The organism is Loktanella sp. DJP18, from assembly GCF_049310965.1.
Taxonomy (GTDB): domain Bacteria; phylum Pseudomonadota; class Alphaproteobacteria; order Rhodobacterales; family Rhodobacteraceae; genus Loktanella.
The window spans coordinates 45,590-70,185 of the sequence record NZ_JBMERN010000006.1 but is presented as its reverse complement, the minus strand read 5'-3'; the positions used below and the strand labels follow the sequence as shown (position 1 = coordinate 70,185).

Genomic DNA, 24,596 nt, shown 5'->3' with positions numbered 1-24,596 from the left:
CCATGACCACAACAGTTCTCAAGAACATCTCCGAAATCCGCCGGTTCTTCCACCGCAACGAAGAGCCGGTCTATTTCATCTCTGCGACGAATTTCAATCTGCTCGGCCTCGACGAATGGGTCAAGAATTTCAAGTACATCTGCTACATCGACTGCTACAGCGGCAAGCATCCCAACGTCTTCTGCCCATCGGAACAGCCCCACGCGGAGTTCCAGAGCATCGAGGACATCAACAATTACCTCCTTCAGCACAAGGAAGTCATCGATTACATCAAGCGCCGGGGCGGCAAGCCGAAATTCGTCTTTCTGATGTTCGACGAGGAAACAGAGCGGTTGAGCCGCGAACTTGGTGCCGACGTCTGGTTTCCCAAGGCCAGGCTGCGGCAGGCGCTCGACAACAAGATCGAGACCGTGCGCATCGGCAACAAGGCGGGTGTGCCATCGGTGCCGAACACGCTGGCCGAGGTCAAATCCTACGACAATCTGCGCGCCACCTGCGAAAAGGCCGGCATCGGCCACGATCTGGTCCTGCAATCGGCCTATGGCGACAGTGGCCACACCACATTCTTCATCAAGTCCGAAGAGGATTTCCGTCGCCACGAGCACGAGATCGTCGGCGAAGGCGAGATCAAGATCATGAAGCGGATCGACTGCCGCGGCTCCGCGATCGAGGCGTGTGCCACGTCCCAAGGCACCATCGTCGGCCCGCTGATGACCGAACTCGTGGGCTTCAAGGACCTGACGCCTTATCGCGGCGGCTGGTGCGGCAACGAGATTCTTGCGACCGCCTTTCCGCCCAAGGTGCGCCAGCAGGCCCGCGACATGACCTTTAAATTCGGCGAACAACTGCGCAAGGAAGGCTATCGCGGCTATTTCGAGCTGGATTTCCTGATCGACAAGAAGACCGGCGACCTGTGGCTGGGCGAACTGAACCCCCGGATCACCGGCTGTTCGTCGATGACGAACCACGCGGCTTTTGCCCACGCCGACGCGCCCCTGTTCCTGTTCCACCTCTTGGAATTCAGCCGCAAGAAATTCAAGCTGGACGTGGACGAACTGAACGCCCGCTGGGCCAACCCGGACATGATCGATTCGTGGTCGCAGATGGTCATCAAGCACACTGCCGACACGGTCGACATCTGCACCGAGGCACCTGAAACCGGCATCTACAAGATGCTCGAGGATGGCCGCGTCGTCTTCGACCGCTTCGACTATCACCGCCGGGCGGTGGAATCGGAAAACGAGGCATTCTTTCTGCGCATCCTGCAACCGGGCGACTACCGCTATGAAGGGGCCGATATCGGCATCCTCGTCACCCGCGGCCGATCGATGACAAAATCGTTCCAGCTCAACGACCGCGCGGCAAAGTGGATTCACGGCATCAAGCAATCGGTCGCGGGCAAACCGCTGCCCGCCGCATCCGCCGGACCGGCGCTGGCCGATCCCGCCTTCAAGATCATGTAGATGCTCTGGCGCGCGCTTGCAGAGGATCAGCCCGGCCCCCGCTGGGCCGGGCTCTTTGCCGAATACTGGCCGGCCTACCGCGCCTGGTGGCTGAAGGACGGAGAGATCGCGCGCCCGACCTACATGGACTGTCACCGGGCGTTGACCACGCATATGCCGGAACTGGTGCCGCTATATGAAATGCTTTGCGAACTGGCCGGAGGCGGCGACCACGCGGCCCGCTTCCTGTCGTTCTACAACCCGCCGCCCTACCTGGCCGGATGTTCGCAGGCGATCTGGCCGGGACCAGAGCCGGTCATGGTGCGCAACTATGACTACAATCCGGCGGCCTTCGACAGCCTGATCCTGAACACCAACTGGCAGGGGCGGCGCGTGATGGGGGTCAGCGACGGATTGTGGGGGCTGGTGGACGGGGTGAACGACGCGGGGCTTGCCGTTTCGCTGACCTTCGGCGGGCGGCGCGTGGTCGGTCGCGGCTTCGGCGTGCCGCTGATCCTGCGCTACATCCTGCAGACCTGCACCACCGCCGCGCAGGCTGGTGCGGTGCTGTCCCGCATCCCCACGCACATGTCCTACAACGTCACCGTGCTGGACGAAAACCGCGACTACCTGACCGCCATGATGGGGCCGGACCGCACGACGTTGATCACCCACAATGCGGTCGCCACCAACCATCAGGAACAGGTGGAGTGGGTCAGTCACGCCCGGTTCACCGCGACCGTGGAACGCGAACGCTACCTCTTGCAGAGGCTGACCCTGCACCGCGACCCGCAGGACGTCTTCATCGACGCCTTCCTGAAACCGCCGCTCTATTCCACTGCCTTTGCACAGGGGTTCGGCACGCTTTACACCGCCGTCTACCGCCCCCGCCTGCGCGAGATGGAGGTGCGCTGGCCGGGCACCGTCTGGCCGATGTCGATGCACCATTTTCAGGACTCTGCCCGCCGTGTCGCGATCCCGGGGGCGGCCTAGATCACCGCGCCCCTTGTTCATCTGGCCAAATAAACTCAAATTGCGGCAGCCAATCGACAGACCGCCCATTCGGAGACGCCCAAAATGACCGACCGCCAAACCACCGGCATGAAAACCCGCCGCGCCGTCCTGGGCGACGCCCACGTCGACCGGGCCGAGGCGGCCAAGACCGATTTCGACCAGCCGTTCCAGGACATGATCACCGAAGGGGCCTGGGGCACCGTCTGGTCGTCGGACGCGATCACGCAGCGCGAACGGTCCATGCTGACGCTGGCGCTTCTGGCGGCCACCGGCAATTTTGCCGAGATCCCGATGCATGTCCGCGCCACGGCCCGCACCGGGGCGACACCGTCCGACATCCTGCAAGCCTTCATGCACGTCGCGATCTACGCCGGCGTGCCAAAAGCGAACCACGCGATCAAGCTGGCCAAGGACACCCTGGCCGAAATGGCCGCCGAATGACCTTTGCCAACGCACTTTACGACGGCCTGTTCGCGGACGTCGAAATGGCTGCGCTGTGGGATGCCGACGCCCAGACCGCCCACTTACTGGCATTCGAGGCGGCGTTCAGCCGTGCCATGGGGCAGGCGGGCCGCTTTGACGCCACCCTTGCAGCACAGGCTGCCGACCATATCGCAGCCTTCTCGCCCGATCGCGATGACCTGTCGGCCGGGTCTGCCCGCGACGGCCTGCCGGTGCCTGCGCTGATCCGGCAACTGAAAGCGGGCGCAGGCGATGCCGCTCGGGCGATCCACGCCGGGGCGACGTCGCAGGATGTGCTGGACACGGCCCTGGCCCTGACGCTGCAAAGCACCTCCGATCTCGTTGACGCGCGCCTTGCGACGCTTGTTCAGGCGCTGTCCGACCTCTCGGACCGGCACGGCGAAAACCCTCTGATGGCGCGCACCCGGATGCAAGCCGCGCTGCCCGTGACCGCAGCCGACCGCATCCGCATCTGGCGCGCGCCGCTGGTCGACCACCGCGCCCGCCTGACGCTGGCCCGCGCGCAGACCGAACGTCTTTCGCTTGCCGGTCCCACCGGGAGCACCGATTTCGGCGGTGTGGCGGCCCAAATGGCCAAGGCCCTTGGTCTGACGACAGCGCCGCAGCCCTGGCACACCGACCGCAGCGGCGTCGTCGGCTACGCAAGCCTGCTCGCCCTCATCACCGGCAGCCTCGGCAAGATGGGGCAGGATGCAGCCCTCATGGCACAGCAGGGAATCGCAGAGATCACGCTGGCAGGCGGTGGCGCGTCCTCGGCGATGGCGCACAAGCAGAACCCGATTCTCGCCGAACTGCTTGTCACGCTGGCGCGGTTTAACGCGGGGCAGGCGGGGCTGATGCAGCAGGCGATGGTGCACGAACAGGAACGCTCTGGCACCGCATGGGCGCTGGAATGGATGGTCCTGCCGCTGATGGCGCAGGCGACGGGGCGGGCGCTGGTCGCCGCAAACGATCTGGTGGCTACCATCACCGCGATGGGCGATCCTCACAAATCTGTATAACGGGCGTCAGGCCATCGTCAGGGCGAGGGTGCATCTAGGCTGCATCACGTCACCAACCCTGAGGATTTCCCAATGATGACCCCGCTTCGCCGCACAGCGACCGCCCTGACCGTCGCCGCCGCACTGGCCGGTTCCACCGCCATGACCATCGCCCCCACCACAGCCCTTGCCGTGCCGGCAGGCGGATACGGCGATCTGGTCGAAACCCTGTCCCCCGCCGTCGTCTTCATCGAAGTGACGGGCAAGGCACAGGACGCGCAATCGCTGGCCGACGCCCTTCCGCCCGGCTTTCCGCGCGAGGAACTGGAGCGCCGCTTCGGCCCGATGTTCCAGGACCAGCCCGAATCGCGCCCGATGCAGGGCCTCGGGTCCGGCTTCATCATTTCGGCCGACGGCTATATCGTGACCAACAACCACGTCGTCGATGGGGCCGAGACGGTGACGGTCAAGCTGGCCGACGAGACCGAGTATGACGCCGAGGTGATCGGTGTGGACCCGCTGACCGATATCGCGCTGATCAAGATCGACGCCGACGCCGATCTGCCGATCGTGCCCTGGGGCGACAGCACCGCCGTGCGTGCGGGGGACGAGGCCTTGGCCATCGGCAACCCCTTCGGCCTTGGCGGGACCGTGACTTCGGGCATCGTGTCGGCCGTGTCGCGCGACATCCGGTCGGGTCCCTATGACGACTTCATCCAGACCGACGCCGCGATCAACCGCGGCAACTCCGGCGGGCCGCTGTTCAACGCGGATGGCGAGGTCATCGGCGTCAATACGATGATCTTTTCGCCCGGTGGCGGGTCCGTCGGCATCGGCTTTGCTGTGCCCTCCGACCTCGTGCAGGACATCGTGGCCGACCTGCGCGACGATGGCACCATCGCGCGCGGCTGGCTGGGCGTCCAGATCGCCCCGATGAGCGAGGAGATCGCGACCGTGCTGGGCTACGATGACCCGAAAGGTGCCGTGATCGAGAAGGTCTCGGACGACAGCCCGGCGGCCGAGGCAGGGCTCGCGGATGGCGACATCATCCTGACCTTTGCCGACAAGGAGATTGCGGACGTGGGCGACCTGACCCGCGCCGTCGCCGACGTGACCCCGGGCACCACGACCACTGCGACGGTCTGGCGCAAGGGTGAAGAGGTGACGATCGACGTCACCGTGGGCGACCTCGCGAAACAGGCCGCCTGATCCCGCCACAGCTGCGGTCCGCGATGCGCCGGACCGTGGCCCTACGCCCTGCTGCGATGCACCAGCCGGGCTGGCCTCGTCCCTGTGGGGACGGGGTCTTTTTCTTGCCAAGCGGGCCGCGAGGTCCCATCTGTCGGAAAGCCTGACATGCCGCATGGAAATGACATGAAGATTCTCGTCGTCGAAGATGACAAGACCACCGGCCAATACATCACCCGCGGTCTGCGCGAAGAAGGCCATACGGTCGATCTGGTCGACAACGGCCGCGACGGGCTGGTGCAGGCGACCGGCGCGGACCATGACGTGTTGATCGTGGACTGGATGCTGCCCGAAATCGACGGGCTGACGCTGGTGAAATCCCTGCGTGGCGCGGGCAACCGGACGCCGGTGCTGTTCCTGACGGCGATGGGATCGGTCGACGACCGCATCGCGGGCCTGAACGCCGGGGCGGACGACTACCTCGTGAAACCCTTTGCCTTCGGCGAGCTTTCGGCCCGGATCAACGCCCTGGGTCGCCGCCCGCGCGCGTTGGCGCAAGAGACCGTTCTGACGGCGGGCGATCTGACGATGGACCTCGTGACCCGCGATGTGATGCGTGCGGGGCAGCGGATCGACCTTCTGCCGCGCGAATTCGCCATCCTCGAACATCTGCTGCGCCGCAAGGGACGCATCCAGACCCGGACGATGCTGCTGGAGAACATCTGGGGCATCTCCTTCGATCCGCAGACGAACGTGGTGGAAACCCACATCAGTCGCCTGCGGGCCAAGGTGGACAAGCCCTTCGACGCAGACCTCATCAAGACCGTGCGCGGCGCGGGCTACCGGATCGAGGCGTGACACGCCTGCTGACCCTGCTGCGTGCCAGTCCGGTGCGACTGGCGCTGGGGCTTGTCGCGCTTTTCGCCTTCGCCTCGATCGCCAGCCTTGCCGCCAGCTATGCCGCCAGCCGGTCCTCGCTGGACGCCACCATGCGCCGCGACCTGACGCAGGACGTGGCGGGCTTTCGCGCGGCCCCCACGGCCGCAGCCCTGGCCGCACTGGTCGCGGCAGAGGCGCAGGTCAGCGACCCCAACCGCATCGTGCTGTCCTACGTGACCGCACAGGGGCGGCGGTTCGGCAACGGCGTGCTGGCACAGGATCAGGACGGCTACTTCCTGACCACGCTTGACGACAGCGACACCCGCATTGACGGTCAGTATCTGGCTTTGACAACGCGGCTGCATGGCGGACAACTGACCGTCGCGCGCAGTCGGGCCGAGATCGACCAGCTCTGGACGGTGTTCCGCAACATCGTCCTGCTTTCGCTTCTGCCGACGCTCGCAATCGCACTGGGTGCCGCCTTGGTGCTGGCGCGCCGCTCTGCCCGGCAGGTGAGCGCGCTGGGGCGGACGCTGGATCAACTGACCTCGGGCAACCTGAGCGCCCGTGTGCGTCCGACCGACCGCTGGTCCGACGACTTCCACCGGATCGCCGCCCGCATCGACCGCATGGCGGCCGCTCAGGAGGCGAGCGTCGACACCTTGCGGCAGGTCTCTTCGGATGTCGCTCACGACCTCAAGACCCCGATCCAGCGCATCTCTGTCCACCTTGACGCGCTGTCCGCGCTGCCGTTGCAGGACGATGCCGCCGCCTTGGTGGATCAGGCCCAGACCGAGGTCGCCGGCGTCGTGTCCGTCTTCCACGCCCTCCTTCAGATCGCGCAGATTGAGGCGGGAACGCCCCGGTCGCGCTTTGCCGCCGTCGACCTCGTGCCGCTGGTGCAGACCTTCGCGGAACTTTACGATCCTGCCGCAGCCGAGGATCAGCGCGCCCTGACGCTCGACATCGCGACACCGGATGCCACGGTGACCGGCGACCGGGACCTGCTCGGCCAGATCCTGGCCAACCTGATCGAGAACGCCCTGCGCCACACGCCGCCCGGCACCGCGATCACCCTCGGCCTGCGGCGCGAGGGCGATGCGGTGATCCTATCCGTCGCGGACCGCGGCCCCGGCATCCCGCCGGACGAACGCGACAAGGTGCTCCGCCGGCTTTATCGTCTCGAACGCAGCCGCACGACGCCGGGTAGCGGTCTTGGCCTCAGCCTTGTCGCGGTGATCGCTGACCTGCACGGCGCAACGCTGTCCCTGTCGGACAATGACCCCGGTCTGATCCTGGCGTTGCGGCTGCCGGCGCACAACCCTTAGGCAAACGCGCAACGGCGGGTTACCTGTGCGGTCCTGCGCGGTACGGCGCACTTGCGTTTTGCTGTGGATGGGACCAGATGATTTCCTGAATCCCGGAAAACGACGGATGGTCGGGACTGTCGGCGAGTCATTGTCCCGCCGCATCACGCACCGCAGCGCACAAAGGCAGACCCGATGAACACCGACGCCCTTCACAGGCCGCGCGCCACGTTGCGCATCGCGGTCGCCTGCGCGCTGGCCTTGGCCACGACGGGCCAACCCTTGCTGGCGCAGGAAGCGGACCAGTCCGCCGCCGTTGCGGCCCCCACGGTCACCGTCGTTCCCGCCACGATGACGCAGGTGACACAGATCGTCAGCGCCTCGGGCGGCCTGCTCGCGCGCGAGGATGTGGTCGTCTCCGCCCGCGTCTCCGGTGCCGAGATCGTGGAGCTGTCGGCCGACATCGGCGATGCGGTCGCCAAGGGCGACATCCTCGCGCGGCTGAACGACCAGACGCTGACCGCCCAGTTGCAGCAAGGCGATGCGAACTTTGCCGCCGCAGGTGCCACCATCGCCCAGGCCGAAGGGCAGCTTGCATCCGCCGACGCCAATGCGCGGCAGGCCAATACCGCGCTGGACCGCAACGTGAAGCTGAGTCAGGACGGCGCGGTGTCGCAATCCGCCCTTGATCAGGCGCAGGCCACCGCCGACGGGGCCAATGCTGCCGTCAAGACGGCGCAGGCCGCCATTGCCGCGGCGAATGCACAGCAGGCACAGGCGCAGGCCTCGCGCGACATTGCCGCCCTGAACCTGTCGTGGGCCACCGTCACCGCCCCTGTGGACGGCATCATTGCCGACCGCACGGCGCGGCTGGGGGATCTGTCCGCCACCGGGACGGCGATGTTCGACATGATCCGTGACGGCGTGATCGAGGTAGAGTTCGAGATCGTCGAGACCGACCTCGTGAAGGTCGGCGCAGGCGACCCGGTCAGCATCCGCGTCGCGGGCCTGCCGCCGCGCAACGGCATCGTGCGCCGCATCAGCCCGCAGGTCGATCCGGTCAGCCGTCTTGGTACCGTGCGCGTCAGCATCGACGATCAAAGCGGCCTGCGCGTCGGCATCTTTGCCAGCGCCGATATCCAGACCGCCCAGCGCATGGCCCTGACCGTGCCGGTGTCCGCCGTCACCACGACGGGGGGCGACAGCGTCGTGCAGAAGGTCGTGGACGGCACCGTGGAACAGACCATCGTGGCCCTTGGCGTGGTGTCCGACGGGCTGCGCGAAATCACCTCTGGCCTGGCCGAAGGCGACGATGTGCTGCTGCGGGCCGGGGCCTTCTTTCGCACAGGCGACAAGGTGACGCCGGTGCCGCCCCCCACGACCGCAACACCGGCCGCCGGGACGCTGACCTCGACAGACACCGCCGCCGTGGAGGCCAGCGAATGAACATGTCCACCTGGGCGATCCGCAATCCGGTTCCGCCCATCGCCGCCTTCCTCGTGCTGGTCATCGTCGGCCTCGCGGCGTTTCGCGGCCTGCCGGTCACGCAGTTTCCCAACATCGACGTCCCGATCATCACGGTCAGCGTGGGTCAGCCCGGTGCCGCGCCGTCCGAATTGATCACGCAGGTCACCAAACCGATCGAGGATTCGATCTCGGCCATCACCGGGGTCAAGCACATCACGTCGGTCGCGACCGACAGCAGCAGCCAGACCACGGTGGAATTCGAGCTGTCGACCGACAGCGACCGTGCGCTGAACGACGTGAAGGACGCCGTGACGCGGGCGCGGGCAACCTTGCCCGACAGCATCAGCGAACCGCTGGTGCAGCGTCTGGACGTGACCGGGCAGGCGATCATGACTTATGCCGTCGCGGACCCGACCCGCAGCATAGAGGATCTGTCCTACTTCGTGGACGAAGTCCTGAATCGCGAACTGCAAGGCGTCGATGAGCTGGGCAAGATCGAACGGCTCGGCGGGGCCGACCGCGAAATCAAGGTCGAACTCGACCCCCAGCGCTTGTTGGCCTTCGGCATTTCCGCCGCCTCCATCAGCCGGCAACTGTCGGTTACCAACAAGAACGAGGGTGCCGGGCGGGGCGACATCGGCGGTCAGGAATTCTCGATCCGCGCCCTGGGTGGCGCGGATACCATCGAACAGCTTGCCGCCACGCCGCTGGCCTTGGCAGACGGTCGCACCATCCGCCTTGGCGACGTGGGAGAGGTCATCGACGGCCCGTCGGAGGCGCGCAGCTTTGCCACGCTCGACGGTCAGCCTGTCGTCGCCTTCGGCGTGTTCCGGGCCACCGGCGCGTCCGACCTGTCGGTCGCCGAACGCGTCCGCGAAAGGCTGAAGGAGGTGCGCGCCGCCTATCCGGAGGTCGCGATCACGCTGATCGACGACGCCACCGATTATACCGAAGGCAACTACCACTCCGCGATGGAGACGCTGTACGAAGGTGCCGCACTCGCCATCATCGTCGTGTTCCTGTTCCTCAAGAACTGGCGCGCCACGCTGATCACCGCCGTCGCCCTGCCGCTGTCGATTATCCCCACCTTCTTCGTGATGCAGATGCTGGGTTTTTCCCTCAACACCGTATCGCTGCTGGGCATCACCCTCGTGACCGGCATCCTCGTGGACGACGCCATCGTCGAGATCGAGAACATCGTCCGCCACATCAACATGGGCAAACCCGCCTACGAGGCGACCGAGGAAGCGGCGAGCGAGATCGGCATGACCGTCGTGGCGATCAGCTTCACCATCGTCGCGGTCTTTGCTCCCGTCAGCTTCATGGCCGGGATCGCGGGGCAGTATTTCAAGCAGTTCGGCCTGACCGTCGCCGTCGCGGTCCTGTTCTCGCTACTGGTGGCCCGCCTCATCACGCCGATGATGGCCGCATACATGCTGCGCGACAACCTGATCCACGAAGAGGAGAAGGACGGATTCGTCATGCGCGGCTACATGCGGCTGCTGACCTGGACGTTGCACCACCGCCTGATCACCATGATCGTGGGCCTTGGCATCTTCGCGGGCTCGATCTATTCCGCCACGCTGCTGCCATCGGAATTCATCCCCGAGGCCGACGAAGGCCGCCTGCGGGTCAGCGTCGAGCTTCCTCCAGGGGCCACGCTGGACGAAACCCGCGCCCTCACGAACGAGATTGCGGCGCGCGCGCAAGGCATTGCAGAGGTGCAGAACGTGCTGGTGCAGGGTGGCACCGGCGGCAATGTCGCAAAGGCGAACGTCACCGTCACGCTGGGCACCAAGGGCAGCCGCGAGCGCAGCCAGTTCGAGATCGAGGACGAACTGGTCGCGACCCTGTCCAACCTGCCCGATGCCCGCATCAACATGCTGGCGGCCAACGGAGAGCGGGCGGTGAACGTCGCCGTGCTGGGCGACGATCTGGAAACGGTGACGCTGGCCGCACAGGACCTCGCCACAGAGATGTCAGGGCTGACCACGATCAAGAACATCACCAATGCGGCCAGCCTCGAGCGGCCGGAACTGCGGATCACACCGCGCCCGCAGATCGCGGCAGAGCTTGGCATAACCGCCTCTGACCTTGCGTCCACGATCCGCGTGATGACCATTGGCGACACGGATGCGAGTCTTGCGAAATACAGCGCCGACGGCCGCCAGATCCCGATCGTCGTGCGCATAGCAGAGGACAGCCGCCGCAACCTTGAACTGCTGACCAACCAGCGCATCCCGACCGCTACCGGAACGCCGGTCCCGCTGTCCGTGGTGGCTGACGTGACGCTGGCGAACGGCCCGTCATCGATCGAGCGTTACGACCGAGAGACGCGGATCACCCTGCAGGCCGACCTCGCCGATGGCGCGGTACTAGGGCAGGCGACGGGCGCGATCTTTGCGCTGCCCGCCGCCGGTGCCGACCTGCCCGAAGGCGTCCGCGTCCAGCCGACCGGCGACGCCGAAGTGCAGGGCGAGGTCTTTGCTTCTTTCGGGACTGCGATGGGGGCTGGCATCATGCTGGTCTATGTCGTGCTGGTGCTGCTGTTCGGCAGCTTCGTGACGCCGTTCACGATCCTGATGTCGCTGCCGCTCGCCATCGGCGGCGCCATCCTGGCGCTGTATCTGACCGGCTCGGCCATCGGCCTGTCCGTCGTGATCGGTTTCCTGATGCTGATGGGGATCGTGACGAAAAACGCGATCATGCTGGTCGAATTCGCGATCACCGCGATGAAGAACGGGGCCAGCCGCACCGAAGGCATGCTGGACGCCGGTCACAAGCGCGCACGGCCCATCGTGATGACCACCATCGCGATGGCCGCCGGGATGCTGCCGTCGGCGCTCGCCTTCGGGGCGGGGGGTGAATTCCGCTCTCCCATGGCGGTCGCGGTGATCGGCGGGCTGCTGCTGTCGACGCTGCTGTCGCTGATCTTCATCCCCTCGCTCTTTTCGGTGATCGAAGGCGGTCGCCACCGGGTCACGCGATTGCTGCTGCGGGGGTTGAAGGTGAACAAGCCGCAGGAGACCCCGGCGGAATAGGCCGGAGTTTTCAAGTTCTGCGCCGCAGGGTCGATCTGCGAAGGTGCGGGAAGTGGTGGGCGACCCTGGAATCGAACCAGGCGTGCGTCTCCGCGAGAGAGTTACAGTCTCCTGCCACACCTTGCGGCCTGTCGCCCACTGAGCGGGGAAATAGCCGTGGCCCAGAGGGGCGTCAACCTCAAAAAGCCACGGATCGGCGCTTGCTTCACATGGTGTCCGAAACGCTGTAACCGGGGTCAATCAGACAGGGGACAAGCCATGCAGAAGCCGAAGTGGGTGATCGAGAAGGAACAGGCCAAGCGCATGGCCGCGTCGGAGACGATCTGGCTGTTCGGCCTGCATGCCGTCCGCGATGCGTTGATGAATCCCGCCCGGGTCAAGCTGCGGCTGGTGGTGACGCGCAACGCGCTGGACAAGCTGACCGACGTCGTGGGGCAGGCCGGGGTAGAGCCCGAGATCAGCGATCCGCGCAAGTTCGCAGCCCCGATCGATCCGGGGTCGGTTCATCAGGGGGCCGCACTGGAGGTCAAGCCGCTGGATTGGGGCAGTCTGGAGGACATCGCACTGGGCGACGGGTCACAGCCGCCGCGCATCGTGCTGTTGGACCGCGTGACCGATCCGCACAACGTCGGCGCGATCCTGCGGTCGGCCGAGGTATTCGGCGCCCGCGCCGTCGTCGCCGTGCAGCGCCATGCGGCCCCCGAGACCGGGGCGCTGGCCAAGACCGCATCGGGCGCGCTGGAACGGCAGCCCTATCTTCGGGTGCGCAACCTGGCCGATGCGATGACGCAGTTGCAGAGCATGGGATATATCGTCCTGGGACTGGACGGCGCGGCCACGCAGACCATTCCGGAGGTGCTTGCGGGGCGGTTCGACCGGCCCGTGGCGCTGGTCATGGGGGCCGAGGGGCCGGGCCTGCGCGAAAAGAGCATGGAAACCTGCGACGCGCTGGTGCGGATCGGGGCGGCGGGGGGCTTTGGATCGCTGAACGTGTCGAATGCGGCGGCGGTGGCACTTTACGCCAGTAAGGGCGTCTGACGGCGCGTTCGGGCGACTGCGCGTGCCGCGACACCCGCCCACCCGGCCTTCACGGTTTCGCGCGTGGGTCTGGTCTGGGTGCGAATCATGCCCACCTGAAGTGTCAGAGCAGATTTTCGGAACCGATCTGCCTCTTTGAACTGTCCCTCGTTCCACACCTGTGCGCCCGGGCTTGACCCGGGCGTCTTTTTGTCCCGGTATCGACCTATGGATGATGCGGACCTCAAGGCCATTCTGAAGCGGGTGAAGACCGTCGCCATCGTCGGCGTGTCGGCCAATCCCGTCCGGCCCAGCTATTTCGTCGCGCGCTACTTGCAGATCAAGGGTTACCGCATCGTGCCGGTGAATCCCGGACTGGCAGGTCAGGTCCTGCTGGGCGAGACGGTGCACGCCACGCTGGCCGATGTGCCGGTCGACGTCGACATGGTCGATGTCTTTCGCAAATCCGAAGCGGTGCCGGGGATCGTCGACGATTCCCTGGCGCGTTGGCCGCAGCTTGACGTGATCTGGCTGCAACTGGGCGTGAGGCATGATGCGGCGGCCGCTGTCGCACGGGCGCGGGGCGTGACGGTGGTGCAGGACCGCTGCCCCAAGATCGAATACCAGCGCTTGTTCGGCGAGTTGCGGATGGGTGGGTTCAACACTGGCGTGATCTCGTCGAAGCTCTAGATCGGCCTCATGGGCCGACTGGAGGCGGTGCCTCCAGACCTCCGGGATATTTGCGACCAGAAGAATGGCGGACTTAGGGTTGGCGGGCGGCCCGTTCGGCGAGACCGGAGGTGCCTTGACGCCGTGCCAGTTCGTCCATCACGTCCGAGAGTGGCACATCGCAGGCGGTCAGCATCACGAGCAGGTGGTAGAGGGTGTCGGCAGCCTCTGACGTGAGTGCGGCCCTGTCACCGCGCACGGCTTCGATGATCGTCTCGACCGCCTCTTCGCCGAATTTCTCGGCGCATTTGGCAGGGCCCTTGGCCAGCAGCTTGGCCGTCCAGCTGGCGTCCGGGTCGGTGCCCTTGCGGGCCAGGATCGTGGCGGCGAGGTCGTCGAGGGTCATGAAAGCCTCATGGGGATGCCGGCGGCCTGCATGTGCGCCTTGGCCTGCGGGATGGTGTAGGTGCCGAAGTGGAAAATCGAGGCGGCTAGGACCGCGCTGGCGTGGCCATCGCGCACCCCCGCGACGAGGTGGTCCAGAGTGCCGGCTCCGCCACTTGCGATCACCGGCACGTCGACCGCATCCGCCACGGCACGGGTAAGAGGGATGTTGTAGCCGGTCTTGACGCCGTCGTTGTCCATCGCGGTCAGCAGGATCTCTCCGGCACCTTTTTCCACGACCATGCGTGCGAAATCCACGGCGTCGATGCCGGTCGGGCGGCGGCCGCCGTGGGTGAAGATTTCCCATCGGCCGGGCGCCACGGTCTTGGCGTCGATGGCGACGACGATGCACTGGCTGCCAAAGCGCAGCGCGGACTCTGTCACCACGTCGGGGTTGGCGACGGCGGCGGAGTTGAAGCTGACCTTGTCGGCCCCCGCCAGCAGCAGGGCCCGCACGTCGTGATGAGTCCGCACGCCGCCGCCGATGGTCAACGGCATGAAGCACGCCTCGGCCGTGCGGGTGGCAAGCTCGAACATCGTGCCGCGATTTTCCTCGGTCGCCATGATGTCGAGAAAGCAGAGTTCGTCGGCCCCAGCTGCGTTGTAGGCGATGGCGGCGTCCACCGGGTCGCCCGCGTCGCGCAGGCCGACGAAGTTCACACCCTTGACCACCCGCCCGTTGGCGACGTCGAGGCAGGGGATGATGCGGGTTTTCAGCATGGCGGCGTGATACCGCGCACGGCCGGGCAGGGGAAGGGGAACCTTGCGCCGTGAGGGCAGTTGAGACCGAAACTGAGAGGAGTCCGACATGATCCGCGCAACCCTTCTGGCCGTGACCCTCGCCACGCCAGCCCTCGCCGACACGATCACAAAGCCGACCGACCGCACCGTGGCCGAGGCCATGACGGCGCTTGAGGCTGCCGTGACCGAAGCCGGTGCCACAGTCTTTGCCCGGGTCGATCATGCCGCCGGTGCCAGCGAGGCCGGAATGGAGCTGATGCCGATGCAGCTGTTGATCTTCGGCAACCCGACGCTTGGCACGCCCGCGTTGCAGGCTGATCCGCGCGCCGGTCTGGCTCTGCTGTTGAAGGTGCTGATCTATGAGCAGGACGGCCAGACCATCGTGGCCTACGAGGACACCGGCGACCTCTTCGATGACACCGATGTGCCCGACGACGCGGACTACGTTGCGCGGATCGCCCAAGCGCTTGACCGGCTGACCGACGCGGCGGTAAACTAGGCCAGCGTCGCCAGTGCGGCGCGCAGGTCCAGTGCCCCATCATAGAGTGCCCGGCCGGAAATCGCGCCGCTGATGACTCCGGTGTCGCGCAGCGCCACGAGGTCCGCGAGCGACGACACCCCGCCGGACGCGATGACGGGAATGTCCACCGCGCGCGCAAGGTCCGCGGTCGCTGTGACGTTCGGCCCCTTCATCGCTCCGTCGCGCAGGATGTCGGTGTAGATGATCGCCGCGATCCCCGCATCCTCGAACGACCGGGCCAGGTCCGTGACCATGATCTCCGTCTCTTCGGCCCAGCCGCGTGTCGCAACGCGGCCGTTGCGCGCGTCGAGGCCCACGGCCACCTGACCCGGAAACGCCAGCGCCGCCTGCCGCACAAGGTCCGGGTTTTCGACCGCCACGGTCCCCAGAATCACGCGGGCCAGCCCCAGCGTCAGCCAGCGTTCGATCGTCGCCATGTCGCGGATGCCGCCACCCAGTTGCGCCGGCACGCGGCACTGTTTCAGGATCGCCTCGACCGGGGCAGCATTCACCGGCGTGCCGGCAAAGGCACCGTTCAGATCCACCAGATGCAGCCATGTGCATCCTGCATCGACGAAGGCCTGCGCCTGCGCCGCCGGGTCGTCGTTGAAGACGGTGGCGCGGTCCATCTCTCCATGCACCAGGCGCACGGCCTGGCCGTCCTTGAGGTCGATGGCGGGGTAAAGGATCATGGCGGACTCCTGCGCTGGTCGCCCGCCTTCTGCGGCGATCCGGGTGAAAAGGCAACCGACCCAACGTCAGACTTGATTGGAATCGCGCGGTCCGCCCAAGGTGCCATCAGTTTTCACGGGGAGGAGACCCACATGAACCGCCTGATCGCAGCCATTCTGGCCGCCACGTTCGCCACATCCGCTGCGGCGCAGGACGCCGCCGTCGGCGTCTGGCAGACCGAGGTGGACGACGGTGCCTTCGCCTATGTCACCGTGTCGCCCTGCGGCGCCGCCGTCTGCGGCACCATCACCAACACCTACAAGGCCGACGGCACGCCCTATCAGTCCGAGAATATCGGCCGTCAGATCGTCATCAACATGGCCCCGAACGGGGACGGCACCTATGCGGGGCAGGTCTATCGCCCGTCGAACGGCAAGACCTACGTCGGCAAGATGCAGGTCAGCGGCAACGCGCTGCGCCTTCAGGGCTGCGTCGCGGGTGGTCTGCTTTGCGCCAGCCAGAATTGGGCCCGCATCCAGTAGCAACGCCAAAGGCCCGCAGCAGTGCGGGCCTTGCATCGTCCGTTCGGACTGCCAGCGGATCAGGCCTTGCGCAGGCCGGTTGCGACCAGCATGCCGCGGCGCTTGGCCTCGTAATAATAGCCTTGGCTGTACCACTTGACCGCCGTGGCCTCTGACCCGTCGGACAACATCCAGGCACCGCGCAGATACTTGCCCGCGTATTTCAGGTTGGTTTCAGCATCCAGCAGATCGCTGGCACTGCCGTTGAACCCCATGCCGCGCGCGGTTTGCGGCAGGATCTGCATCAGCCCGTAATAGGGACCATTGCGCGCACCCGGATTGTGGGTGCTTTCGCGGATGATCACACGGTGCAGCAGACTTTCGGGAATGTCGTAAAGATCGGCATACTTCTGGATCAACGCGCGCAATTCGCGTGTCTCGTTGGGATGCATCGGGATCGTCAGATCGACCTGCGGTCCCCGGGCCACAAAGGACATCGCCTCCGGTGGTGCAGTCACGTTCATGCAGGCCGACAGGCCCACGAATGTCATCATGACGCACGTTCCGCGCAGCATTGTCCGCATTGTCTCTCGCCTGTTTCCTGTTGTCCCTGGCAAGGGCTTAGCCTGCGGCCGGACCATTGGTAAACATTCCTGAAAAATGTAGGCAGATTGTCGCCGCCCGCTTTGTCGAGGCCGGTCAGTCGAAGACCGACCAGCCCGTGGCGCGCGCGAACATCTCGACCGCCTCCGTGCCCAGCTTGGAATTGCCCTGCACGTTCAGCCCGGGCGACCAGACTGCGATGCCCGCCTTGCCGGGTGCGACCACCATGATTCCGCCACCAACGCCGCTTTTCCCCGGCAATCCAACGCGGTAGGCGAAATCGCCCGACGCGTCGTAGTGCCCGCACAGCATCATCATCGCATTGATCCGCCGCCGTCGCGCTGCGGACACAAGGCGCGGCGCGCCCGCGGCCCCGGTCAGGAACAAGGCCGCGCGCGCAAGCTGCACGCAAGTCATCTCGACCGCGCATTGGTGAAAATAGGCACCCAAGGTCAGCTCGACCGGGTTCACCATGTTGCCGTGGGCCTGCATGAAATAGGCCAGCGCCCGATTCAGATCGCCGGTGTCCTGCTCTGACGCGGCGACGCGGTCGTTGATCAGGATCGATTCGTCGCCCGCCGCCGCACGGATGAACCGCAGTAGCTCGCCCAGGAATTCGCGCGGCGCATGGCCCGACAGCGCCGCGTCCGTCGTGGCGATGGCCCCGGCATTGATGAATGGATTGCGCGGGATGCCGCGCTCGTGTTCCAGTTGCAGGATCGAATTGAACGCCTGACCGGACGGCTCACGTCCCACGCGGGCCCAGAATTGATCGCCCCACCGGCCCAGCGCCAGCGCGAGGGTAAAGACCTTGCTGATGCTCTGGATCGAGAACGGCACCGCCGCGTCCCCGGTCGTGAACACCTGCCCGTCGCACAGGGCGACAGCCATGCCGAATCGAGCCGGATCGACGCGCGCGAGTTCCGGGATGTAGGTCGCGACATGCCCCCGGTCGGTGCTGTCCCGCATGGCGCGGCCGATGTCGTCAAGGATTGCGGCGATGTCCATGGCAGCTTCCCGTAATGGAACTTCGTCTTCGTCTACCCGGTTGAGACCCGACAGACCATGATGGAAGGGAAATCCCATGCCGATGATCGAAACCCGGGACGGCACCAGTCTACAGGTGAACGACTGGGGGCAGGGCCAACCCGTCGTCCTGATTCACGGCTGGCCCCTGAACGCCGACAGCTGGGAATACCAATCCGTCAAGCTGGCAGAAGCGGGCTACCGCGTCGTGGCCTACGATCGCCGCGGCTTCGGTCGGTCCGAACAGCCCTTCGGCGGGTACGACTACGACACGCTATCCGACGATCTGGCCGATGTGATCGCGGCACTGCATCTCAAGGATGCCGTCATCGCAGGCTTCTCGATGGGCGGCGGCGAGGTCAGCCGCTACATGTCCCGCCATGGCGGTAAGGATGTGTCGAAGGCCATGCTGATCTCGTGGGTCGCACCCTACATGTTGAAGACAGACGACAATCCCGACGGCGTCGATGCGTCGGTGTTCGAGGACATGAAGGCCGGCCTGCGCGACGACCGCCAAGGCTTCCTGCAGGATTTCTTCAAGGTATTCACAGGAGAAGGCTTCTTCACGGGCGGCGTCTCGGACGCCGCGCGCCTCTGGATGTGGGGCATGGCGATGACGGCCAGCCCAAAGGCCACGCTGGACTGCGTCGATGCCTTCGGCACCACGGATTTCCGCCCCGACATGGCGCATTTCAACGTTCCGACACTCATCGTACACGGTGACGCCGACAAGATCGTCCCGATCGACGGATCAGGGGCCAAGGCGGCAAAGATGATCGCGGACGCGACCTACAAGGTCTATGACGGCGCCCCCCATGCTCTGACCGCCACGCACAAGGACCAGCTCGTCGACGACATGCTTGTCTTTCTGAAAGGTTGACGGCGCGCGCGCGCCACCCGTCCCTTCTTCTGGTCCGCAATCATCTCGGGGGGCGGGGGCTGGTCCACCGGGACCGGTTTGCCACTGCGATCCGGTCCTCAGGGTTTCCATGCCAGAAAGTTCGAGATCAGCCGCAGACCGGCGGCCTGGCTCTTCTCCGGATGGAACTGGGCGCCGACGATATTGTCGCGCCCGACGATCGCCGTGACGTCTCCGCCGTAATCCACATGTGCCAACAGATGTGCAGGATCTGCGACCTGCATCGCGTAAGAGTGCACGAAGTAGGCGTGATCGCCCGTCGCCAACCCCGTCAGCACCGGATGGGGCCGGTCGATGACCAGATCGTTCCATCCCATATGTGGGATCTTCAGCGCCGGATCGCTGGGCGTGATCCTGCGGATCTGCCCCGGAACCCATCCCAGACCGGTGGTTTCCGCATGCTCGAACCCTGTGCTGGCCAGCATCTGCATCCCGACGCAGATACCAAGGAACGGCACGCCGCGCCGTTCCACCGCTTCGATGATCGCCTCCGCAAGGTCCTTGCGCCCGAACAACTCTCCGCGGCAATGGGGAAACGCCCCATCGCCCGGCAGCACGATCCGGTCGGCTTGCGCCACGACATCGGCGTCATCGGTGACGATCACCGGTCCGGCACCCGACTCGCGTGCCATCCGCTCGAACGCCTTCTGCGCCGAATGCAGGTTGCCGCTGTCGTAGTCGATCAGAACTGTGGTCACAGGCTGCCCTTGGTCGATGGAATGGCGTCGGCCTTGCGGGGATCGACTGCGACGGCATCACGCAACGACCGCGCGACCGCCTTGAAGGCGGCCTCGGTGATGTGATGCGCGTTGAAGCCATGCAGCCGGTCGATGTGCAGCGTGATGCCGCCATGCGTCGACAGGGCCTGAAAGAATTCCCGCACCAGCTCGGTGTCGAAGCTCGGCCCGATCTTGCCGAAGGGCAGATCGAGGTTGCAGATCAGGTAGGGTCGCCCCGACAGGTCCAATGCGCATCGCACCTGCGCATCGTCCATCGCGAGGTGACAGTCGGCGTAGCGCCGGATGCCGCGCTTGTCGCCAAGCGCCTGCACGAGGGCTTGGCCGATGGCAATGCCCGTATCCTCGACCGTGTGGTGGTCGTCGATGTGCAGGTCTCCGGTCGCGGTCACCGTCATGTCGATCAGCGCATGGCGCGACAGCTGGTCCAGCATGTGATCAAAGAACCCGATGCCGGTCCGGTTGTCATAGACGCCGGTCCCGTCAAGGTTCAGCGTCACGCTGATCTGCGTCTCGGCGGTCTGGCGGGTGATCGTGGCGGTGCGCATGAGAAGTCCCTCTTGTCTGCGGGCCTTATAGGCAAGGGGCGGGCCAGCGCCAAGGCACCGATTGCACCGACTTCGTCCGTGGTGCAGGTTGAACGCAATTCAAAAAAAGAGGCTGCCCATGACCACCTGCGTCTTCGTCCAGATCCGTTGCACCCCCGGCACCACCTACGAAGTGGCCGAGGCGATCGCCCTGCGCGAAATCCATTCAGAGCTTTATTCCACCAGCGGCGATTTCGACCTGCTGATGAAAGCCTACGTCCCCGCCGACCGCGATGTCGGTCACTTCATCAACGAAAGCGTGGCGGGGATCGCCGGAATAGAACGCACCCTGACGACGCTGACCTTCAAGGCGTTCTGACAAAATACATGACAGAAACCGCATGTGCCGCATGCGATACATATCATTTAAAATCAACATGTTATCTTTACCGCACCGCACGTCGGTGTCCAATAAGCGAAAGGGCCGCCCGATGGGCGACCCTTTTCGTTGACCGATGGAGCGGGCGAAGAGATTCGAACTCTCGACCCTAACCTTGGCAAGGTTATGCTCTACCCCTGAGCTACGCCCGCGCGCCGTCGGTAAAGGCGATCTACAAAACCGCACCAGCACCTGCAAGAGGCAATCGCAAGAATCCCGCACACCCGAAACGCGAAAGGGCCGCCCGATGGGCGACCCTTTTCGTTGACCGATGGAGCGGGCGAAGAGATTCGAACTCTCGACCCTAACCTTGGCAAGGTTATGCTCTACCCCTGAGCTACGCCCGCGCCGATCGGTAGCCGTGATCTATAAACACTGACGCTTCGCCGCAAGGGAAAATCCGCGCGCCCGCCGTGATTTTTTTCACGCAACGCCCCATGTTCATCTGGCCAGCCAAACTCCTGCCAGAGGCTTGGCCCCCTGCAGGGGGCCAAATCGTTCATTCGAATTCGATCAGCAGGTCCTTGGCGTCGATCTGGCTGCCGGCGTGAACCAGCACGGCTTTCACCACCGCGTCGCGTTCGGCGTGGATGCCGGTTTCCATCTTCATTGCCTCGATCGTCAGCAGCAGGTCGCCCGCCTTGACCTTGGCCCCGACCTGCGCCGCGACCGTGGCCACGACTCCGGGCATGGGCGCGCCGATCTGGGCGGGGTTGCCGACCTCGGCCTTGCGGTTCTTGACCTTGTCGGCGGCGGCCAGACGGTTCAGCACGCGGATCGTGCGGGGCTGGCCATTCAGTTCGAAGAACACCTTCACCTCGCCGTCCTCGTTCATGTCGCTGACGGCCTGCATCCGGATTTCCAGCGTCTTGCCGGGGTCGATCTCGGTGCTGATCTCCTCGCCGGGTTCCATGCCGTAAAAGAACGTCTTGGTGGGCAGGGTGCGGACCGGGCCATAGACCTCGTGACGGGAGGCGTAGTCGGTGTAGACCTTCGGATACATCAGGTAGCCGTTCAGGTCCTCGTCATCGATGGCATGGCCGACCTTTTCTTCGGCCTCCGCCCGCACGGCATCCATGTCGACCGGATTCAGGTGCTTGCCGGGGCGGTCGGTCAAAGGTTTCTCGCCTTTCAGGACCTTCTTCTGGATGCCTGCGGGCCAGCCCCCCGGGGGCTGGCCAAGGCTGCCCTTCATCATGTCGATGACTGAGTCGGGAAAGGACACATCGACGCTCGGGTCTTCGACCTGCGCGCGTGTCAGGTTCTGGCTGACCATCATCAGGGCCATGTCACCGACAACCTTGGACGACGGCGTGACCTTCACGATGTCGCCGAACATGGCGTTCACGTCGGCATAGGTCTGTGCCACGGCGTGCCAGCGATCCTCCAGCCCCAGAGAACGCGCCTGCGCCTTGAGGTTGGTGAACTGGCCGCCGGGCATCTCGTGCAGATAGACCTCTGACGCGGGTGCCTGCAGGCCGGATTCGAAGGCGAGGTAGTGCGCGCGGACCTGTTCCCAGTAATTCGAGATCTCGCGGATCGCCGCGATATCGAGGCCGGTGTCGCGCTCCGTGCGGCGCAGCGCCTCGACCACCGATCCCAGCGTCGGCTGCGACGTGTTGCCCGAGAAGCTGTCCATCGCCGCATCGACGCAATCGACACCGGCGGCCGAGGCGGCCAGCACGGTCGAGATCGCAGCCCCCGAGGTGTCGTGCGTGTGGAAGTGGATAGGCAGGCCGACCTCTTCCTTCAATGCCTTGAACAGCTGTGCCGCGGCGGGGGCCTTGAGCAGGCCCGCCATGTCCTTCAGACCCAGGACGTGGGCACCTGCGGCCTCCAGTTCTTTCGCCATGCTGACGTAGTATTTCAGGTCATACTTGGACCTGTCCGGGTCCAGCATGTCGCCGGTGTAGCAGATCGACGCCTCCAGCACCTTGTCCGATGCGATGACCGCATCCATCGCGATGCGCATGTTTTCGACCCAGTTGAGGCTGTCGAACACGCGGAACACATCGACGCCCGACGTCGCAGCCTGTGCCACGAAGCTTTGCACGACGTTGTCGGGATAGTTCGTGTAGCCGACACCGTTGGAGGCGCGCAGCAGCATCTGCGTCATGATGTTCGGCATCTTGGCCCGGATATCGCGCAGGCGCTGCCACGGACATTCCTGAAGAAAGCGGTAGGCGACGTCGAAAGTGGCACCGCCCCAACATTCGACTGAGAACAACCCCTGCATCCTGGCGGCATAGGTCGGGGCCACGTTCACCATGTCGATCGACCGCATCCGGGTGGCCAGCAGCGACTGGTGCCCGTCGCGCATGGTGGTGTCGGTGATCAGCAATTGCGGCTGGTCCTTCATCCACTGGGCGACGGCCTGCGGGCCGTGTTCATCGAGGATCTGGCGGGTGCCGGGGACCATCTGGTCGAGGGATCTCACGGGCGGCACCGGCAGCTTGACCTCTGCCGAGGGGCGGGGCCGGCCCGCGGTTTCCGGATGGCCGTTCACTGTGATGTCGGCGACGTAGGTCAGGATCTTGGTCGCGCGGTCACGCCGCGCCTTGAAGTCGAACAGCTCCGGCGTCTGGTCGATGAACTTCGTGTGGTATTCGTTGTTCAGGAACGTCGGATGCTTCAGCAGGTTTTCCACGAAGGCGATGTTGGTGGAAACCCCCCGGATGCGGAATTCGCGCAGGGCGCGGTCCATGCGGGCAATGGCCATTTCCGGGGTGGGCGCGCGGGCCGTCACCTTGGTCAGCAGGCTGTCGTAGTAGCGGGTGATCACGGCACCCGAATAGGCGGTGCCGCCGTCCAGGCGGATGCCAGGCCCGGTGGCGCTACGATACATCTGGATGCGGCCATAGTCGGGGATGAAGTTGTTCTGCGGGTCTTCTGTCGTGACCCGGCATTGCAGGGCGTGGCCGTCCAGCTTCACGTCATATTGCGACGCGCAGCCTGTCGCCTCCATCAGGCTCTTGCCTTCGGCGATCAGGATCTGCGCGCGGACGATGTCGATGCCGGTGACTTCTTCGGTGACGGTATGTTCGACCTGCACGCGGGGATTCACCTCGATGAAGTAGAATTCGCCGTTGTCCATATCCATCAGGAATTCGACCGTGCCGGCACATTCGTAGTTCACGTGCTGGCAGATCTTCTTGCCCAGATTGCAGATCTGTTCGCGCTGGGCGGCGGACAGATAGGGGGCGGGCGCGCGTTCGACGACCTTCTGGTTGCGGCGCTGGACGGAACAGTCGCGTTCCCACAGGTGATAGATGTTGCCCTGGCTGTCGCCCAGGATCTGCACCTCGACGTGGCGGGCCTTGATGATCATCTTTTCCAGATAACCCTCGCCGTTGCCGAAGGCGGCCTCGGCCTCTCGCCGGCCTTCGCGGACCTTTTCTTCCAACTCCTTTTCGGAGTTGATCGGACGCATCCCGCGCCCGCCGCCGCCCCATGACGCCTTGAGCATCAGGGGATAGCCGACCTCGGCCGCCTGCTTCTTGATCAGTTTCATGTCGTCGCCCAGCACGTCCGTCGCCGGGATGACGGGGACGCCGGCCGCGATGGCGACCTGCCGGGCGCTGGCCTTGTCGCCCAACTCGCGCATGGTCTGCGCTTTCGGGCCGATGAAGGTGATCCCGGCCGCGGTGCAGGCATCGACGAAATCGGGGTTTTCCGACAACAGGCCATAGCCGGGGTGGATCGCGTCGGCCCCGCTCATCTTCGCGACGCGGATGATCTCGGCAATGCTCAGGTAGGCGGCAACGGGGCCCATGCCTTCGCCGATGCGGTAGGCTTCGTCGGCCTTGAAGCGGTGCAGGGACAGCTTGTCCTCTTCCGCGTAGACGGCAACGGTCTTTTTGCCCATTTCATTGGCGGCGCGCATGACGCGAATGGCGATTTCGCCCCGGTTGGCAATCAGGATTTTCTTGAAGTCGGCCATGGTCGTTCCTTTTGCAGTTG

Annotated in this window: 23 protein-coding genes and 3 tRNA genes; 15 read left to right on the top strand and 11 right to left on the bottom strand. The window is 65.2% G+C overall.

What is annotated here, in order from left to right; translation table 11 throughout:
* Positions 1 to 2: 2 nt before the first annotated feature.
* From ACOI1H_RS03130 to ACOI1H_RS03090, 9 genes are all read left to right on the top strand, one after another.
* Positions 3 to 1,463 carry a biotin carboxylase gene (locus ACOI1H_RS03130; protein ID WP_422435261.1) on the top strand — a complete coding sequence of 487 codons (1,461 nt, stop codon included), beginning with the start codon at positions 3 to 5 and terminating at the stop codon, positions 1,461 to 1,463.
* On the top strand, positions 1,464 to 2,435 hold the full coding sequence (locus tag ACOI1H_RS03125; RefSeq protein WP_422435260.1) for a C45 family autoproteolytic acyltransferase/hydolase: 972 nt from the start codon (positions 1,464 to 1,466) through the stop codon (positions 2,433 to 2,435).
* An 84-nt stretch (positions 2,436 to 2,519) separates the two neighbouring features.
* A complete protein-coding gene (gene pcaC, locus ACOI1H_RS03120) occupies positions 2,520 to 2,897 on the top strand; it encodes a 4-carboxymuconolactone decarboxylase (RefSeq protein ID WP_422435259.1) in 378 nt (125 codons plus the stop codon).
* A complete protein-coding gene (locus ACOI1H_RS03115; protein ID WP_422435258.1) occupies positions 2,894 to 3,940 on the top strand; it encodes a 3-carboxy-cis,cis-muconate cycloisomerase in 1,047 nt (348 codons plus the stop codon). The genes pcaC and ACOI1H_RS03115 overlap by 4 nt, the downstream gene beginning before the upstream one ends.
* 72 nt (positions 3,941 to 4,012) lie before the next feature.
* Entirely contained in the window at positions 4,013 to 5,128 is a 1,116-nt protein-coding gene (locus ACOI1H_RS03110) for a Do family serine endopeptidase (protein ID WP_422435257.1), read from the top strand.
* A 165-nt stretch (positions 5,129 to 5,293) separates the two neighbouring features.
* The gene (locus ACOI1H_RS03105; RefSeq protein ID WP_422435256.1) at positions 5,294 to 5,965 is read left to right on the top strand and encodes a response regulator; all 672 of its coding nucleotides are present in this window, start codon (positions 5,294 to 5,296) and stop codon (positions 5,963 to 5,965) included.
* A complete protein-coding gene (locus ACOI1H_RS03100) occupies positions 5,962 to 7,314 on the top strand; it encodes an ATP-binding protein (RefSeq protein ID WP_422435255.1) in 1,353 nt (450 codons plus the stop codon). Before ACOI1H_RS03105 ends, ACOI1H_RS03100 begins: the two co-directional genes overlap by 4 nt.
* 174 nt (positions 7,315 to 7,488) lie before the next feature.
* Positions 7,489 to 8,739: an efflux RND transporter periplasmic adaptor subunit gene (locus ACOI1H_RS03095; protein WP_422435254.1), complete on the top strand. Its 1,251-nt coding sequence runs from the start codon at positions 7,489 to 7,491 to the stop codon at positions 8,737 to 8,739.
* Complete coding sequence (locus ACOI1H_RS03090) at positions 8,736 to 11,801, top strand: efflux RND transporter permease subunit (RefSeq protein WP_422435253.1); 3,066 nt, start codon at positions 8,736 to 8,738, stop codon at positions 11,799 to 11,801. Before ACOI1H_RS03095 ends, ACOI1H_RS03090 begins: the two co-directional genes overlap by 4 nt.
* 53 nt (positions 11,802 to 11,854) lie before the next feature.
* Here ACOI1H_RS03090 and ACOI1H_RS03085 read toward each other — a convergent pair.
* A tRNA-Tyr gene (locus ACOI1H_RS03085) sits at positions 11,855 to 11,938 on the bottom strand.
* Between the two features lie 121 nt (positions 11,939 to 12,059).
* Here ACOI1H_RS03085 and rlmB point away from each other — a divergent pair.
* Positions 12,060 to 12,839 (top strand): 23S rRNA (guanosine(2251)-2'-O)-methyltransferase RlmB, encoded by a 780-nt coding sequence (gene rlmB / locus ACOI1H_RS03080; RefSeq protein WP_422435252.1) that lies wholly within the window; start codon positions 12,060 to 12,062, stop codon positions 12,837 to 12,839.
* Between the two features lie 207 nt (positions 12,840 to 13,046).
* Positions 13,047 to 13,508 (top strand): CoA-binding protein, encoded by a 462-nt coding sequence (locus ACOI1H_RS03075; protein WP_422435251.1) that lies wholly within the window; start codon positions 13,047 to 13,049, stop codon positions 13,506 to 13,508.
* A 73-nt stretch (positions 13,509 to 13,581) separates the two neighbouring features.
* Here ACOI1H_RS03075 and ACOI1H_RS03070 read toward each other — a convergent pair whose 3' ends face one another.
* Both ACOI1H_RS03070 and hisF read right to left on the bottom strand, forming a co-directional pair.
* The gene (locus tag ACOI1H_RS03070) at positions 13,582 to 13,893 is read right to left on the bottom strand and encodes a phosphoribosyl-ATP diphosphatase (RefSeq protein ID WP_422435250.1); all 312 of its coding nucleotides are present in this window, start codon (positions 13,891 to 13,893) and stop codon (positions 13,582 to 13,584) included.
* Complete coding sequence (hisF, locus tag ACOI1H_RS03065; protein ID WP_422435285.1) at positions 13,890 to 14,651, bottom strand: imidazole glycerol phosphate synthase subunit HisF; 762 nt, start codon at positions 14,649 to 14,651, stop codon at positions 13,890 to 13,892. Before hisF ends, ACOI1H_RS03070 begins: the two co-directional genes overlap by 4 nt.
* A gap of 88 nt (positions 14,652 to 14,739) precedes the next feature.
* Here hisF and ACOI1H_RS03060 point away from each other — a divergent pair, with 88 nt between their 5' ends.
* Complete coding sequence (locus ACOI1H_RS03060) at positions 14,740 to 15,171, top strand: DUF302 domain-containing protein (protein ID WP_422435249.1); 432 nt, start codon at positions 14,740 to 14,742, stop codon at positions 15,169 to 15,171.
* Here the strand turns inward: ACOI1H_RS03060 and hisA are convergent.
* Positions 15,168 to 15,884 (bottom strand): 1-(5-phosphoribosyl)-5-[(5-phosphoribosylamino)methylideneamino]imidazole-4-carboxamide isomerase, encoded by a 717-nt coding sequence (gene hisA, locus ACOI1H_RS03055; RefSeq protein WP_422435248.1) that lies wholly within the window; start codon positions 15,882 to 15,884, stop codon positions 15,168 to 15,170. The two genes, ACOI1H_RS03060 and hisA, sit on opposite strands and share 4 nt — an antisense overlap.
* 132 nt (positions 15,885 to 16,016) lie before the next feature.
* Here hisA and ACOI1H_RS03050 point away from each other — a divergent pair, with 132 nt between their 5' ends.
* Positions 16,017 to 16,406, top strand: coding sequence for a DUF2147 domain-containing protein (locus ACOI1H_RS03050; protein ID WP_422435247.1), 390 nt, complete (start codon positions 16,017 to 16,019; stop codon positions 16,404 to 16,406).
* A gap of 59 nt (positions 16,407 to 16,465) precedes the next feature.
* On the opposite strand, the gene ACOI1H_RS03045 is transcribed toward ACOI1H_RS03050, so the two are convergent.
* Together ACOI1H_RS03045 and ACOI1H_RS03040 are read right to left on the bottom strand one after the other, a co-directional pair.
* Positions 16,466 to 16,882, bottom strand: a complete 417-nt coding sequence (locus ACOI1H_RS03045) for a transglycosylase SLT domain-containing protein (protein WP_422435284.1) — start codon at positions 16,880 to 16,882, stop codon at positions 16,466 to 16,468.
* Positions 16,883 to 17,084: 202 nt separating this feature from the next.
* Positions 17,085 to 17,996: a glutaminase gene (locus ACOI1H_RS03040; RefSeq protein ID WP_422435246.1), complete on the bottom strand. Its 912-nt coding sequence runs from the start codon at positions 17,994 to 17,996 to the stop codon at positions 17,085 to 17,087.
* Between the two features lie 76 nt (positions 17,997 to 18,072).
* Between ACOI1H_RS03040 and ACOI1H_RS03035 the strand changes: the two genes are divergently transcribed.
* Positions 18,073 to 18,894, top strand: a complete 822-nt coding sequence (locus tag ACOI1H_RS03035) for an alpha/beta fold hydrolase (RefSeq protein WP_422435245.1) — start codon at positions 18,073 to 18,075, stop codon at positions 18,892 to 18,894.
* A 98-nt stretch (positions 18,895 to 18,992) separates the two neighbouring features.
* On the opposite strand, the gene hisH is transcribed toward ACOI1H_RS03035, so the two are convergent.
* Together hisH and hisB are read right to left on the bottom strand one after the other, a co-directional pair.
* On the bottom strand, positions 18,993 to 19,631 hold the full coding sequence (hisH, locus tag ACOI1H_RS03030) for an imidazole glycerol phosphate synthase subunit HisH (protein WP_422435244.1): 639 nt from the start codon (positions 19,629 to 19,631) through the stop codon (positions 18,993 to 18,995).
* Positions 19,628 to 20,218, bottom strand: coding sequence for an imidazoleglycerol-phosphate dehydratase HisB (gene hisB, locus ACOI1H_RS03025; protein WP_422435243.1), 591 nt, complete (start codon positions 20,216 to 20,218; stop codon positions 19,628 to 19,630). Before hisB ends, hisH begins: the two co-directional genes overlap by 4 nt.
* 118 nt (positions 20,219 to 20,336) lie before the next feature.
* On the opposite strand from hisB, the gene ACOI1H_RS03020 reads away from it, so the two are divergent.
* Complete coding sequence (locus ACOI1H_RS03020; RefSeq protein WP_422435242.1) at positions 20,337 to 20,576, top strand: Lrp/AsnC family transcriptional regulator; 240 nt, start codon at positions 20,337 to 20,339, stop codon at positions 20,574 to 20,576.
* Between the two features lie 137 nt (positions 20,577 to 20,713).
* On the opposite strand, the gene ACOI1H_RS03015 is transcribed toward ACOI1H_RS03020, so the two are convergent.
* The 3 genes from ACOI1H_RS03015 to ACOI1H_RS03005 all read right to left on the bottom strand — a co-directional run bounded on the left by ACOI1H_RS03015 (position 20,714) and on the right by ACOI1H_RS03005 (position 24,576).
* Positions 20,714 to 20,788 (bottom strand) — tRNA-Gly (locus ACOI1H_RS03015).
* A 120-nt stretch (positions 20,789 to 20,908) separates the two neighbouring features.
* Positions 20,909 to 20,983, bottom strand: a tRNA-Gly gene (locus ACOI1H_RS03010).
* Between the two features lie 152 nt (positions 20,984 to 21,135).
* Entirely contained in the window at positions 21,136 to 24,576 is a 3,441-nt protein-coding gene (locus tag ACOI1H_RS03005) for a pyruvate carboxylase (protein WP_422435241.1), read from the bottom strand.
* Positions 24,577 to 24,596: the final 20 nt, after the last annotated feature.

Bases quoted from the DNA above. Each gene is read 5' to 3' on its own strand.
- ACOI1H_RS03130 (WP_422435261.1), top strand. From the start codon at position 3: ATGACCACAACAGTTCTCAAGAACATCTCCGAAATCCGCCGGTTCTTC.
- ACOI1H_RS03125 (WP_422435260.1), top strand. From the start codon at position 1,464: ATGCTCTGGCGCGCGCTTGCAGAGGATCAGCCCGGCCCCCGCTGGGCC.
- pcaC (WP_422435259.1), top strand. From the start codon at position 2,520: ATGACCGACCGCCAAACCACCGGCATGAAAACCCGCCGCGCCGTCCTG.
- ACOI1H_RS03115 (WP_422435258.1), top strand. From the start codon at position 2,894: ATGACCTTTGCCAACGCACTTTACGACGGCCTGTTCGCGGACGTCGAA.
- ACOI1H_RS03110 (WP_422435257.1), top strand. From the start codon at position 4,013: ATGATGACCCCGCTTCGCCGCACAGCGACCGCCCTGACCGTCGCCGCC.
- ACOI1H_RS03105 (WP_422435256.1), top strand. From the start codon at position 5,294: ATGAAGATTCTCGTCGTCGAAGATGACAAGACCACCGGCCAATACATC.
- ACOI1H_RS03095 (WP_422435254.1), top strand. From the start codon at position 7,489: ATGAACACCGACGCCCTTCACAGGCCGCGCGCCACGTTGCGCATCGCG.
- ACOI1H_RS03090 (WP_422435253.1), top strand. From the start codon at position 8,736: ATGAACATGTCCACCTGGGCGATCCGCAATCCGGTTCCGCCCATCGCC.
- rlmB (WP_422435252.1), top strand. From the start codon at position 12,060: ATGCAGAAGCCGAAGTGGGTGATCGAGAAGGAACAGGCCAAGCGCATG.
- ACOI1H_RS03075 (WP_422435251.1), top strand. From the start codon at position 13,047: ATGGATGATGCGGACCTCAAGGCCATTCTGAAGCGGGTGAAGACCGTC.
- ACOI1H_RS03070 (WP_422435250.1), bottom strand. From the start codon at position 13,893: ATGACCCTCGACGACCTCGCCGCCACGATCCTGGCCCGCAAGGGCACC.
- hisF (WP_422435285.1), bottom strand. From the start codon at position 14,651: ATGCTGAAAACCCGCATCATCCCCTGCCTCGACGTCGCCAACGGGCGG.
- ACOI1H_RS03060 (WP_422435249.1), top strand. From the start codon at position 14,740: ATGATCCGCGCAACCCTTCTGGCCGTGACCCTCGCCACGCCAGCCCTC.
- hisA (WP_422435248.1), bottom strand. From the start codon at position 15,884: ATGATCCTTTACCCCGCCATCGACCTCAAGGACGGCCAGGCCGTGCGC.
- ACOI1H_RS03050 (WP_422435247.1), top strand. From the start codon at position 16,017: ATGAACCGCCTGATCGCAGCCATTCTGGCCGCCACGTTCGCCACATCC.
- ACOI1H_RS03045 (WP_422435284.1), bottom strand. From the start codon at position 16,882: ATGTCCTTTGTGGCCCGGGGACCGCAGGTCGATCTGACGATCCCGATG.
- ACOI1H_RS03040 (WP_422435246.1), bottom strand. From the start codon at position 17,996: ATGGACATCGCCGCAATCCTTGACGACATCGGCCGCGCCATGCGGGAC.
- ACOI1H_RS03035 (WP_422435245.1), top strand. From the start codon at position 18,073: ATGCCGATGATCGAAACCCGGGACGGCACCAGTCTACAGGTGAACGAC.
- hisB (WP_422435243.1), bottom strand. From the start codon at position 20,218: ATGCGCACCGCCACGATCACCCGCCAGACCGCCGAGACGCAGATCAGC.
- ACOI1H_RS03020 (WP_422435242.1), top strand. From the start codon at position 20,337: ATGACCACCTGCGTCTTCGTCCAGATCCGTTGCACCCCCGGCACCACC.
- ACOI1H_RS03005 (WP_422435241.1), bottom strand. From the start codon at position 24,576: ATGGCCGACTTCAAGAAAATCCTGATTGCCAACCGGGGCGAAATCGCC.